At 44.3% G+C, this 13409-nt stretch carries 10 protein-coding genes; 3 read left to right on the plus strand and 7 right to left on the minus strand.

Going from position 1 to position 13409, the window contains the following annotated elements; translation table 11 throughout:
- Window positions 1-90 precede the first annotated feature (90 nt).
- The 3 genes from katG to ABMY45_RS04075 all read right to left on the minus strand — a co-directional run bounded on the left by katG (window position 91) and on the right by ABMY45_RS04075 (window position 5538).
- Window positions 91-2313: a catalase/peroxidase HPI gene (gene katG / locus ABMY45_RS04065; protein ID WP_235368462.1), complete on the minus strand. Its 2223-nt coding sequence runs from the start codon at window positions 2311-2313 to the stop codon at window positions 91-93.
- A 330-nt stretch (window positions 2314-2643) separates the two neighbouring features.
- Window positions 2644-3417, minus strand: coding sequence for a class I SAM-dependent methyltransferase (locus tag ABMY45_RS04070; protein WP_206471774.1), 774 nt, complete (start codon window positions 3415-3417; stop codon window positions 2644-2646).
- A gap of 102 nt (window positions 3418-3519) precedes the next feature.
- On the minus strand, window positions 3520-5538 hold the full coding sequence (locus ABMY45_RS04075) for a S9 family peptidase (RefSeq protein WP_349288441.1): 2019 nt from the start codon (window positions 5536-5538) through the stop codon (window positions 3520-3522).
- A gap of 165 nt (window positions 5539-5703) precedes the next feature.
- Between ABMY45_RS04075 and ABMY45_RS04080 the strand changes: the two genes are divergently transcribed.
- Window positions 5704-6117 carry a VOC family protein gene (locus ABMY45_RS04080; protein ID WP_174169629.1) on the plus strand — a complete coding sequence of 138 codons (414 nt, stop codon included), beginning with the start codon at window positions 5704-5706 and terminating at the stop codon, window positions 6115-6117.
- Between the two features lie 119 nt (window positions 6118-6236).
- Here the strand turns inward: ABMY45_RS04080 and ABMY45_RS04085 are convergent, their stop codons facing one another.
- From ABMY45_RS04085 to ABMY45_RS04100, 4 genes are all read right to left on the minus strand, one after another.
- Window positions 6237-6767: a GNAT family protein gene (locus ABMY45_RS04085; RefSeq protein ID WP_102058294.1), complete on the minus strand. Its 531-nt coding sequence runs from the start codon at window positions 6765-6767 to the stop codon at window positions 6237-6239.
- 62 nt (window positions 6768-6829) lie between these two features.
- Window positions 6830-7558 carry a 5-oxoprolinase subunit PxpA gene (locus ABMY45_RS04090; RefSeq protein ID WP_206471776.1) on the minus strand — a complete coding sequence of 243 codons (729 nt, stop codon included), beginning with the start codon at window positions 7556-7558 and terminating at the stop codon, window positions 6830-6832.
- 12 nt (window positions 7559-7570) lie between these two features.
- A complete protein-coding gene (locus ABMY45_RS04095) occupies window positions 7571-8368 on the minus strand; it encodes a DUF1445 domain-containing protein (RefSeq protein ID WP_206471777.1) in 798 nt (265 codons plus the stop codon).
- A gap of 12 nt (window positions 8369-8380) precedes the next feature.
- A complete protein-coding gene (locus ABMY45_RS04100) occupies window positions 8381-10177 on the minus strand; it encodes a glycoside hydrolase family 3 N-terminal domain-containing protein (RefSeq protein ID WP_349288442.1) in 1797 nt (598 codons plus the stop codon).
- A gap of 168 nt (window positions 10178-10345) precedes the next feature.
- On the opposite strand from ABMY45_RS04100, the gene ABMY45_RS04105 reads away from it, so the two are divergent.
- Both ABMY45_RS04105 and ABMY45_RS04110 read left to right on the plus strand, forming a co-directional pair.
- The gene (locus ABMY45_RS04105; protein ID WP_010603872.1) at window positions 10346-10690 is read left to right on the plus strand and encodes a VOC family protein; all 345 of its coding nucleotides are present in this window, start codon (window positions 10346-10348) and stop codon (window positions 10688-10690) included.
- Window positions 10691-11038: 348 nt separating this feature from the next.
- Window positions 11039-13264, plus strand: a complete 2226-nt coding sequence (locus ABMY45_RS04110) for an EAL domain-containing protein (RefSeq protein WP_349288443.1) — start codon at window positions 11039-11041, stop codon at window positions 13262-13264.
- Window positions 13265-13409: the final 145 nt, after the last annotated feature.

Raw genomic sequence — 13409 nt, forward strand, 5'->3', positions numbered from 1 at the left:
GCATGTTAGCTATATTTTGACCTTAGTAGATGTGCAGCACGAATAAAAAACAGGGCCTAAATCAGGCCCTGTTTGCGCTACTTAATTGGTTTATTTTAAGTCAAAGCGGTCTAGTTGCATTACCTTCACCCAAGCGGCGATAAAATCGTCTACAAACTTCTGTTTGGCATCGTCTGATGCATAGACTTCGGTAATTGCGCGAAGTTCAGAGTTAGAACCAAAGATTAAATCAACCGGTGTTGCCGTCCATTTTATCTCTCCAGTTTTACGGTCACGACCTTCGTATAAGCCTTCTTGCCCCTCTACTTTTGACCATTTAGTCGACATATCTAGCAGGTTAACAAAGAAGTCGTTGCTCAACTGACCTGGTTTGTCAGTAAATACACCGTGCTCTGCGCCTTTGTAGTTTGCGTCTAAGCTACGCAGGCCGCCTAATAGTACCGTCATTTCAGGTACAGATAAGTCCAGCATATTGGCTTTGTCTACTAACATTTCAGTTGGTGACATAAACGCTTCATCACTGTAATAGTTACGGAACGCGTCTGCCTTTGGCTCCAGATAGCTAAATGATAAGACGTCCGTTTGTGCTTGTGAGGCATCGGTACGGCCCGGTTTAAACGCTACATTTACTTTGTAACCTGCGTCGTTTGCGGCTTTTTCAACTGCTGCAGAACCACCTAACACAATCAAGTCGGCAATAGAGACTGCTTTTTTGCCAGCGCGCTTATTAAAGCGGGTTTGAATGTCCGTCAATGTAGCTAGCACTTTGTTTACTTCGTCAGGGTTGTTTACCTCCCAACTTACCTGAGGCTCGAGGCGTAAACGGCCACCGTTTGCACCACCACGCATATCAGTAACACGGTGGCTAGATGCTGCCGACCATGCCGTTCTGATCAGTTCTTGCTTTGTTAGACCTGAGTTCAAGATTGATTTTTTCAGTGCGCTGATGTCCTTGTTATCAATCATCTTGTAATCCGCTTTTGGAATTGGATCTTGCCAAGTCAGTACTTCGCTTGGTACTTCTGAACCCACATAACGGGCTCTTGGACCCATATCACGGTGGGTCAATTTGAACCAAGCCTTCGCGAACGCCAACTCATATTGCTTTGGATCTTTGCGGAAGCGTTCAATGACCTTACGATATTCAGGGTCAAATTTTAATGCTAAATCCGTGGTGAACATTATTGGTGCGTGGCGTTTACCTTCAATGTGGGCGTCTGGCACTAGGTTTGCCGCAGCTTTGTTGTCAGGGATCCATTGGGTCGCACCTGCTGGGCTTTTTGTCATTACCCAGTTGAAGTTCATTAGGTTGTCGAGATAATTGGTTGACCATTGAGTTGGTGTGACCGTCCAAGCCCCTTCTAAACCGCTTGTTGTGGTGTCTGCACCTTTACCCGTGCCGCATTTATTTTTCCAACCTAGGCCTTGTGCTTCAATCTCTGCTGCGGCTGGTTCTTTACCCACACAATCAGACGGCTTTTTCGCGCCATGTGCTTTACCAAAGGTGTGACCACCCGCGATAAGTGCGACCACTTCTTCGTCGTTCATGGCCATGCGACCAAATGACATGCGAATATCTTTTGCGGCAAGTAATGGGTCTGGTTTACCGTGTGGGCCTTCAGGGTTGACATAAATAAGTCCCATTTCAACTGCTGCCAATGGGCCCTTTAGTTTACCTTTTTTGTCACGACGCTCGTCTTTTAAGAAAGCATCTTCTGGCCCCCAATAAACTAAATCAGGTTCCCAATCGTCTTGACGGCCACCGGCGAAACCAAAGGTCTTAAAGCCCATTGACTCAAGCGCAACGTTGCCTGCTAAGACCATTAAGTCTGCCCACGATAGGCTACGGCCGTATTTTTGTTTAATCGGCCACAATAATCGTCTTGCTTTGTCTAAGTTCGCGTTATCAGGCCAGCTGTTTAACGGATCGAAACGTTGTTGGCCACCTGCCGAGCCACCACGGCCATCGTGTACACGATAGACCCCAGCGCTATGCCATGCCATACGGATCATAAAGGGACCATAATGACCCCAGTCGGCAGGCCACCAGTCTTGCGAATCAGTGAGTGTTTGCTCAATGTCTTTTTTGACTTGCTTAAGATCTAGTTTGCTAAATTCAGCGGCATAGTCAAAGCTTGCGCCATAAGGGTTGGATTCTGGGCTGTGTTGTCTTAATGGGCTTAGGTTTAGTTGTTCTGGCCACCAAAATTGGTTGGTTTTCGCTTCGCTCATTGCAGCAAAGCTCGGGGCTGATAGCGTTGTTGTTACTGCGAGCGCTACGGCAGACAACATCGTTCTAGATTTTCTATTCATGGGGTTTTCCCTCGTAATTAAAGTGTGTCTCAAACTGCGTGTTAAACTTTAGTTCACAAATTAAAAAGAGAAAATCCAGAAAAACAAATTGGTATGTTCGGAAAAATAAATCGATAAAAAATCTAACTTATCAAAGTGTTATATTTATTTTCTATAGCAAGAATATTTTTGAAGTAAAACTTTAATTTAGTCTTTTGCAATAATTGGCTTAAAACAGAAAGCTTGTAAGATCATATTGAATTTTGGTAGCTAGCTAGGTGCACAAAGATAGTGCTTAATAGTCTCGTAATTGTATTGGGTATGAAAAAATATACGGCGGAGTAATGAGTCCTACTCCGCTTTATTCGCCAATATTGAAAATAGCAATGGAACTTGATGCCCTTTACTCAATAACTGAAAGCCTTGTCCAGACACTGCCTCTAAACCTTCAAAGCAGTTATATGGACTAAAAGGGTGCTCATCGAAGTGGGTAATTGTAAGACCAGCTTGCATTAAGGACTGCATCACTTCGGCGATTGAGTGTGGCCAAGTCGCAATGGTTTGTTTGCTATCTTGGTGGTTTTCGGTATAGGTTGATTCTTCGCTAATATCAGGCTGAGTTTGTGGGAAATAAGGGTAACCCAAATGAAGGTCAATGCTTGGGTGAAACTCCACGAAACAAAACTGACCGCCGGGCTTCAATGCACGGGCAATAGTGGCAGCCCACTGAGATAAATCTTGCAACCAGCAGATGGTGCCATAGGATGCAAAGACAATGTCGAATTGTGTGGTATTCTCAAGCCCAAATTGCGCGATATCCTGACAGATAAAACTGGCATCAAGCCCAGTTTGCTGAGCCAATGTATTTGCTCGGGTAATGGCTTCTGTCGAAAAGTCGACACCTGTTACCTTAGCCCCCAGCCTTGCGAATGACAGGCTATCTAAGCCGAAGTGACATTGTAGGTGAAGCAGACTCTTGCCTGATACATCACCAAGTAGCTCACATTCAATGGGATTGAGCGAAGAGGTACCTTGCAAAAAGCGATTGACGTCATAAAACTCAGAGTCAAAATGTGCCTTGGCTCGTTCTTCCCATGCCGCACGATTGAGAGAGACATAATCCATATTGAATTCCCTATTTTTGTGGATTTTCTTTAACAATAAACAAGTTAGATAAATTAGTAAAGAAACCGAGGCAAGGCTGCCCCGGCTTGGTTGGGATCCCGTTTATTTCTTCGGATCGTGCTTGTCGAACCACCACTGAATATAAGCCACTTTGTTTAGCAGGTTGGATGGCCTTTTGGTGATTCCGTGTGAGGCATCTGGAATTCTGACCATAGCTGTTTCTACACCTTGTAGCTTAAGCGCCTGATAATACTGCTCGGTTTCTGAAATTGGTGTACGATAATCCGCTTCACCTGTCAGTAGCATGGTTGGGGTTTTTACATTACCCACATAGCTAATAGGCGAGCGTTTCATATAATGTTCCATGTGCTCCCATGGTTTTCCTGGGAACCAGTAGTCCGCAAAAAATGGATAGAAATCTGCAGTTAATACAAAGCTATACCAGTTAATCACCGGCTTTGCCACGACCGCTGCTGCGAATCTATCCGTGTGACCGACAGTCCACGCAGTGAGTACGCCGCCACCTGAACCGCCCGTAACAAACAAGCGGTCTTTGTCTATATAGCCTTCGCCAATCAGGTGATCGACACCTGTCATTAGGTCGTCAAAGTCATGGCTTGGGTAGTTATGGTGGATAGTTTGAGCAAACTCTTTGCCGTAGGAGTCGCTGCCTCGTGGATTCATGTAAAGCACGACGCTGCCTTGGGCGGCAAAAAGTTGTACTTCGGCGCTAAAATGTGGGCCATAGTTCGCAACTGGGCCACCGTGGATCTCAAGTACGAGCGGATACTTTTTAGATTTATCGAACCCAGGAGGGTAGGCGACCCAAGCTTGAATTGGCAGTTGATCATGTGTCGACTTTAGCCAAACTTCTTCAACTTTTGCCAGTGTTTTATCGCCAAGGGCATCTTCGTTAAGCTTTGTAATTGGTCTTGGCTCGCCGCGTTTTACAATTGCGACATCGGCAGGGCGCTGGGTATCTGCAAGTGTAAAAGCCACTAGTCCACGATCACTGATGGCATAGTCACCACCTGAATAGGGGCGACCAAAACTAACACTACCAATGGCATCCGTTATCTGCTCAAAACGCCCTTTTAGCGGCTGGTAGCCAAGTGTGGTTTTCCCTTCACTGTCGTAACTTACATAGACGCCACGGCTGTTGTCGGCCCAAGTGATAGAGGCAAGGCTTCTATCTAAATCGGCTGCATAGGTTTTGGTTTCGCCTGATTTGAGATCTTTGACATAGAGTAGGCTATTCTCGTAATTGGTTTTTTTATCATCATAACCAAGGTAAGCCAGATAGCGGCCATTAGGTGACACCTCTGGGTGATTATCTGGGCCAACTCGGTCAGTTACCGCTGTGATTTCAAGCGAGTTTAGGTCTAGCTTATAGACTTCGCTGTTGGTTGGGTTTAATTGGTTATCCTTGTGGCGATTAGCCGAAAAATACAGTGCCTTTGCGTCATCAGCAAAACTCAGTTCGCCGCCATGATCAAAGTTGCCTGAGGTTAACTGTTTTGCGTTGCCACCGTTGGCGTCAATTTTGAAAATATGATTAAAGCCCGGTTCGGTATAACCAGCACCGTCGGCGCGATAATATACCTCATCGATAAATACGGGTGGTTTTGCCCATTCTGCCCCCTTGGGTTTTCCTGTAACAGATATCGGTGGTGCCTTTTGGCTGGGAACAAACTGGCTAAAGTATAAGCTTTTACCATCTGGTGACCAATGTAGTCCTGATGGTCCATGAGCTAAATTGCTGATCTTGGCAATGGCACCGGTTGCTAACCATTTCACATAAATTTGGCTGCTACCGTCGCGAGTAGAAACAAAAGCGATGCGATCATTACTAGGCGACAGCACAGGAGAATAATCCATGTGCAATCCAGAGGTAACTGGCTGCATTGCATTGGTAGCAAGGTCTACAGACCAAATATTACCGACTTTTCTATCACTTTTGATATCCATGCGGTTGCGCACGAAGAAGACTTTGTCACCGTCATTGGTGATGTCAATTTGATTAGCATATTCAAGATTAAATATATCGGTTGGCTCAAGCGATGCGGCTTGCACAGCGCAAGCTGAGCTTGCAATAGCGACGCCTGCTAGAAAGTATTTCATGACTCATCCTGTTTCTAATTATCATTTCCACTATGCGCCATATTGCAGCTTAATCAACTCTTTGCGGTGAACAAATTAAAAATCTATAAAAAGTGCTTTACCTCAACTTAGCTTGCGGTTTTATCGTTGCCAGCAGTTAACGAAATTTATAATGAAGAGGATGATATGTACTTAGAACACGTAAATTTGGTAGTTAGCGACCTAGAAGAGGTGCTTCACTTTTATCGCGCCGCATTTCCTCACTGGAAAGTTAGAAGCAAAGGGCAAGGCGAGTGGTACGGCAAAGCACGAACATGGCTGCACTTTGGTGATGACTATCATTATATAGCGTTTAGCGATCACGGTGAGGGTCACAACAGAGCACTCGAAGGTCACCAAGTCGGCTTGGCACATTTTGCCTATGTGGTTCAAAGTATCGAGCGTGTCGTTAATAGGCTAACCGAAGCGGGTTATGCGGTCGATAAAGTCGGGGCGCAGCATCCACACCGAAAAAACGTTTACTTTATTGATCCAGCTGGATATGAAATTGAGTTTGTGGAATATATGAGTGATCTGCCTTCTGAGCGTAATAGTGATTAACTTGCTAAGAAGCGTAAGTGTTACCCATGTTATAGCTATAGCGAGTGGTTAGAATGAGGGAGATCTAGTGTTTTTAAAAACAAATGATCCGCCCTCATTTGGTGAGTACCGCTCTGTTATTACTTAAGCAACCCAAACTTCTCGTCATTTACCCACTCACCGTTAATTTGGAAGTTATGTTTTAGCGTGCCTTCAAGCTCAAATCCTAGTTTTTTGAGTAAATGGTGAGAGGCATGATTTCCTTGGGTAACGGTGGCGATGAGCTTGTGGTAATTACATTCGTGCAAGGCAAAATCAATGACGGCTTTAGAAGCTTCAAAGGCGTAACCCTTTCCTTGAAATTCGGGGGAAAGCATAAAACCTAACTCGGCCTGTTGAAATGGGGCCCACATACTTAAAAATCCGTGTAGCCCGATTGGGGTCGCTGTGGCCGTTTCTTCAATCACTAAGGTGAGCCAGGTGTTATCTTCTTTGTGCCACTGCCCAAGTCCGGCGCTTAAACCACGGTTAAACTTTTCACGCAGCGTAGCTTCATCGGTAATCTCACCGATGAAACGCATGACATCTGGTTGTTGATGAAGTTCTAACCATAGCGGCCAATCTGTATTAAGTATAGGTCTTAAGGTAAGTCTTTCTGTTGTGAGCTGCATGTAAAGTCCTTTCGCTTAGTTAACTTTCACTTATTAAACATGTACGGCCAGACTATCACAAATTATTGATTTATCACGTTTCTTATTTCTTCAATTAAGGCAATGCTCGCCTCGTTGTCACCGTGAACGCATAAGGTGTCGGCACGTAAGGAAAGTGACTTCCCACTTGCAGTTGTAACACTGCCTTGCTGGTGTAATTGCTTAACTTGCGCAAGTAGTGCTGATTTGTCATGTACTGCGCCCGCTTCAGAGCGGGGAGTCAGTAAGCCTTCATCGGTGTAAAGCCTATCGGCAAAGGCTTCAAAAATCAGTGATACGTTATAGTCGTCGGCGAGTTGTTGGTGACTTGCTTGTTGCGCAGTGGCTAGCACCATCAACTTAAGCTCACTTGGATAGTGTGAAATGGCCCTGATAACACAGCTTAATATCCTTTGTGACTTCATCATATCGTTATAAAGTGCGCCGTGTGGTTTTACATAACTTAGCGTCAAGTCTTGCACCTTTGCCATCCCTTCAATTGCGGCAATTTGGTAATGTAAGGTGTTGATGATCTCTTGCTCTGAGAGTTGCATTGAGCGGCGGCCAAACCCTTGGCGGTCTGGATAGCTTGGATGTGCGCCAAGCGTCACTTGATGCGTGTTGACCAGCTTTAGTGTTTGCTCGAGTACATCAGGATCTCCTGCGTGAAAACCGCAAGCGACATTGGCCATGTCGATATGCGGCATTACGTGTTCGTCTAACCCCATTTTCCAAGCGCCAAAGCTTTCACCCAAGTCGCAATTTAATAACATGCTTATTTCCTACTACGTTACTGCAAGCTCTAAATCTTGTCTATCTGTCACCAATAAATGGTGTGGACTATTCATAATACAAAACTCAGGTGCCGCTTTTGCTATGGCTAACTGAGCTGTTAGGCTGGAACCCCAAAAAACCGGAAGCTGCCCCTCTTTACAAATCAATGGCTCGCCAAAATTAGGCTTGCTAAGATCTTTGATCCCAACCTCATTAGGTTCACCAAAATGAAGTGGCAACGCATAGGGAAGTCGGCTCAGTGTTGCCGCTTGAATGGCACTAATAAGATTTTGCTTGGTTAATGGGCGCATCGCCAATATTTGATTCGCCTCGTACTTATCTACTGAATTGCAAGGCAAATTACTGATGTAGAGTGGTAAAGGCGTGGTTGGATTCGCCGATGGCGGGTTTATTCCATACTGCGCGAGTAAGTTATCAAAAGAAAGATAACTGGCAAAAGCAAAGGTAACTAAATCGTCGCGCCAGTGCTCTTCTATATTATGGCATTCTTGGGCGAGCTGGCCATGCTTTAAAATCTGATACTTGGGGAGGTGGTAGCGAATGTCTATATCTTTCCCCAAAGTGTCAAAGTTAAAATTACCCGGCTCGCTGGGCGGAATAATTAGCTTGCAAACAGATTGATTACTCTCACAAAAGCGAAAGAATGAATATGCTTCGCTTTGTGGCAAAATAATCACATTACATTGTGTGAACCCAGGCACGAACCCTTTAGTAGGGCCCGTATAATCACCATCCTTGATCAATTTTCTTATTGCATGTGGTGCACTTAAAGAAGCACTGGGATCCATAGATTCCTCCAATTAGTGGTTTACTGTAACAGGCAGTGAACCTTCCGCATTCGCTATTCCTAAAATCACTTTGGCCAGCGCCGTGTAGGCAGGCCCAGCTACTTTTTTATCATGATTTACGTCTACATTATAAGCATAACTTGCTAATACTGCGTTACTAAGAGGGCCAAAGGTACTAATTTCGTATGGTGCTCTTAGGCTGATAAATAGCTGCTTTTTACCCAGTTCCTGACCGTAGTGCAGTAATGCTTTCAGCGCCTCAGGTTGTACATTACGCGCCACCCCATGTTCTCGTAACTTTTTTACATCATCCATGCCGCCAATTTCTACCGCACTTTGTGGTGGGGATGCATGTGCGGCGATTATCACATCGGCCTGTTTAATTGCATCATGTGCAATGTTTGGGTCGTAGGCTTGTAGGCTTGTACAAGAAAGTGTGAGCGAGTTTTTGCTGTATGTTTGTAACGCTTGCTCCAGTGCAAAACATTTTTGTCTGTCAGGCATGATAAGGTGAACAACTTGTGCGTTATCTCTGAGCGGCAATACACCATCATTTTTTACTTCGGTGATAGCCGCTAGTGCAAGCTCTGCTTCTAAGCGACGATGGCTTGGATTACCCAGTGTTGAATTGGCAATGGCCAAAGAAGCGCTCGATTGTGGCAGCTTTGTCTTGAGCTTAGCGATACGGGCCATAGAACTGCTAAGTTGTGCTTGGTTTAGTTTATTGGTATCAAGCGCGTCGGCTAGCTGAGCCATATATTGCTCAAAGCGTTTGATGTCTGCACGATTGCGAATAGCAATAGGCATTAGCGCGATATCCACGCCGGCATTAAACGTTTCAATTGTAGCATCGACTGGGTTAAAAAAGTCGCTGATCCCAGCCATATCTAGCGCATCGGTGACGGTCACGCCTTGGTATCCCAACTCGTGTCTCAGTAGTTGTGTCATGATCTGATAAGACATAGTCGCAGGCCTTATCATGCTCTCACCTTGAGAGTTGACGACTTTACTGTTGTCGAGCGCCGGATATTGAATATGGGCAGTCATTATCATGCCAGGAGGCGATGCTTTGATTATCTCGGCAAAGGGCAATAAATCTTGCTGGTTAATTTTGTCGCGGTCGTGATCAACACGAGGTAGTCCCGTGTGGCTATCAACATGTGTATCACCGTGGCCAGGAAAATGCTTTAGCGCAGAGAGAACGCCTGCGGCCTCAAATGCTTTTACCTGAGCAAGACCTAATTTGGCGACCACTTTTGGATTTTCCGAGAATGAACGCACATTGATCACCGGGTTGTTCGGGTTGCTGTTCACATCTACCGTTGGGGCGAAGTTTACGTTGATCCCTAAGCTATTTAGCTCCTTTCCAATTGCGCTTGCCACTTTGGTTGCGTAAGTATCACCCTGTTTTGGATAGGTTGCTCCAATACTCATATTGCCGGTAAACGACGTTGCTTGTTCACGATTTATTCGCGCAACACGGCCACCTTCTTGATCTATGGCAATAAATAAAGGAAGTTGACTTTTACTTTGTTGTGCCGCACTTTGCAAAGCATTGGTTAGACTGACGATTTGCGCGGTGTTTTGCACATTTTCGGCGAACAAAATAGCGCCACCGATGTCATATTTACTAATTAATTCGGACAGCTCAGGCGGTAAAGTTGTCATCGCTGCTCTACAATCTCCACTTGGCCTTTTGCTTTCACCGCAGTAATAGCGGAAATCGAGCATAAGCTTTTGTCCAAGCATTTGCGAAGTGGTCAGTGGCACTTGTGCTGCTGTTGCGTGAGCTGAAGTGATGAAACTCATGAATGTGATAGTTCCTAAAGTAGTGAGCAGAGATAATAATCGCACAATCAATAATAAACGCTGAATAAAATTGCCTACACTTTAACACTGATTTAGAAGCGACTACAAAATGCTTTCTATTAGGCGATAACAGCATAAATGAAGCACAGATTTTAAAAGGAATAAAAAATGAACAACCATATAAACTATGTAGAATTAGCAGCAAAAGACTTAGTAGCAACACAAGCTTTCTTCGAGCAGGTGTTTGATTGGCAATTTGAATCTTACGGGCCAGATTATATTGCGTTTGCAAATTCAGGCCTTGATGGCGGCTTTTTCCGAGCCGATGTGTCTTCTAAACAAGCGCAAGGTGGAGCGCTCGTAGTGTTGTACAGCGATGAATTGGAAGCCGTGCAAAGCAAAGTAGAGCAAGCGGGCGGAGAGATAAGCAAGGCTATATTTGAATTTCCTGGCGGTCGTCGCTTTCACTTTATTGAGCCGAGCGGCAATGAATTTGCGGTGTGGTCTAAATAACTTGAGTTTAAAAATAATTAGTTGACATATTCCTTATTCAAACCTCAGCTTAAATAACCAGGCGATGTGCTGTAAAGCCCCTTTACAGCACACGTAAATACTGAAGTTTTGCTGCAATAATCTTTCGTTTTCAGAACAGATAAAAACTTGAATTCGTTGCTATTGTGAACAATAGTTATTAAACACTGATGCAAGCATCTTTTTGTGTTTGATACCTACTTACTGCGTAATCAGCCGATAGACTTATCTAACGAGTTTAGATTCAGCGTAGAAGTGCCGATAGTAAGGGCAATAATTGTACAAAACACCGCTAAACGCATCATCACCATACTTAGGTTTGAATAGGCAATGAGACGGATATTCTTAGTTGTTGGTATTTTACTCTCCTTAACCATGCTTATGGCCGATAAATTGGGCTTATTCTTACTGTCACCAGTGACTTTTATCATCATCATCGCTTTAGTTTTTTTGTTTGTAGCACTGCTTTGGTGGCAAGCTCAAGATACTAAAAAAATTATGGTTGATGATGACTCTACCGTGCCACAAGCGGTGTTAGACAGCGATGGCGTTATTCTACAAGCCAATGACCAAATGCAATCCATACTGGGTGTTGGCAGTACAGTAATAGGGTTAAAACTTGAAAATTTAATCGCTGTGAGCGGTAACATCCATAGTGAGGGCAAGAGTGGTGCAACAAGCATGTTCGAAGCGCTTGTTATGCAAAGTTATGGTAATTGCACGACTAAACACAGTGGCAAAGTTATTAGTCCTGTTGCTTTACCAATTAAAGTCGCGGATACCGTTACAGGGTATCTCTGTTATTTTAATTCTAGCAACAGAGAAAATCGCCTAGCTCAGGCACTAGAAGAAGAAAAGGAATTGCTCGAAGTGACGCTGAGCTCTATTGGTGATGGCGTGATCTGTACAGACGTAAATGGCGTGATCACTTATATTAATCCAGTCACAGAAGCCATTCTCGCGATGTTAAATGAAGAAGTGGTCGGGCGGCGATTTGATGATGTGATGTCTATGTATCACGAAGAAACCAAAGCTTCGGTGAATCAATTCCCTGAACTTTGCCTAAAGCAAGGCCATACCATTTGTTTACCTGAACTCACTTCCATCACCAATCATCTTGGTCTTACCTTTGCTATCCAAGATTCCTTCTCTCCTATTATAGCTAAAGATGGCAGCTACCTTGGCACTGTAATGGTCTTTCAAGATGTGACAGAGTCGAGATTAATGGCGAAAAAAATGAATCACCTTGCTCATCACGATGCATTAACTGGGTTACCCAATCGCTTATTGCTGCATGACCGTTTAGTGCAGGCTTGTAAACGAGCCAAGCGCATGAGTCACCAGTTTGCTTTGGTATTTATTGACGTCAACAAATTCAAAAAAATCAACGACTCACTGGGGCACGATTATGGCGACTTATTACTCAAAGAAATTGCGAGTCGATTAACTCAGCAAATTCGAGGGTGCGATACCGTTGCCAGAATGGGAGGCGATGAATTTGTGTTACTCATTGACGGGATCCAAGATAAAAAATATGTACGTAAGGTGGTGAGTAAAGTATTGAGTAGCGTTAATGGACAATATTGTTTGCGCCAAGTTAGTCTAAAAGCTACGGTGAGTGCTGGCGTTGCAATTTACCCTGATGATGGTGACAACACGGAAGCTTTGTTAAAGCATGCTGATACCGCAATGTATCGAGCTAAAAAAGCCACACAAACGGAGTTTCAATTTTATAACGCACGCCTAGATCACGAGTCGGAGCAGCGTTTAGTGCAAGAAAGTCGGATCATTCAGGGGTTAGATAATCGAGAGTTTATTCCTTATTACCAGCCTATTGTCGATGCGCATACCCGCAAGATTAAAAAACTTGAAGTGCTCGCAAGGTGGCAGCAAGATGAACAATTGTTGGTACCTGAAGACTTTTTTGAAGCGGCATGTGATGGCGATCTGATGGTAGAAATTGGGCAACAGCTCAGAGCACTGGCCTTTCAGGCGATGAAAACATGGTTTTACGAGTACGATAATCTCGTGGTTAGCTTTAATTTTTCGCTTGCTGAACTTACCAATAAAACCGTAATAAAAAACTTTATGGAGCAGGCTGCGCAACATCAGTTGCCATCTCGGCAAATTGAAATAGAAATCAAAGAAGTTGACCTGATAGAGCTACTTGATAAAGCACCGGAAGTGATGGCGGAATTAGAGCAAACCGGTATGCGGATCTCAATTGATCATTTTGGTGTCGGGCATACTAGCATGCTGTACTTGCAGAAGCTCACGTTTGAAACCATTAAAATTCCACCGGCTTTCCTTGCTACCCCTCAGTCGGTTGCCTCACAAAATGATATTGCAAAACTGATTGTACAGATGGCAAAGAGCTTGGATGTAGAATGTGTAGCGGTAGGTGTTGAGACCGCGTTGCAAGCTAAGTCTCTTAATCTCAATGGCTGTCACCTTATCCAAGGCAACCACCTTTTTGCTCCGGCCCCAGAGCCCGAGATCACCCCGATTCTCAGTACCCATATGAGCATAGAACGGCGAAGATTAGGTCAAAACTAAATTTAACGGTTTCTTTAATTGTACGCAAATTCAAGCCCCGAGTGCATCATCTGCTAAATGCATAACACTTTGTCGATGTCTGGATGAGAAAATATTAATATTCAGGATCGACTAACGAGGCGTACCTACACCTTACCGCCCAAAT

This window comes from Pseudoalteromonas sp. XMcav11-Q (assembly GCF_040104525.1).
GTDB lineage: Bacteria > Pseudomonadota > Gammaproteobacteria > Enterobacterales > Alteromonadaceae > Pseudoalteromonas.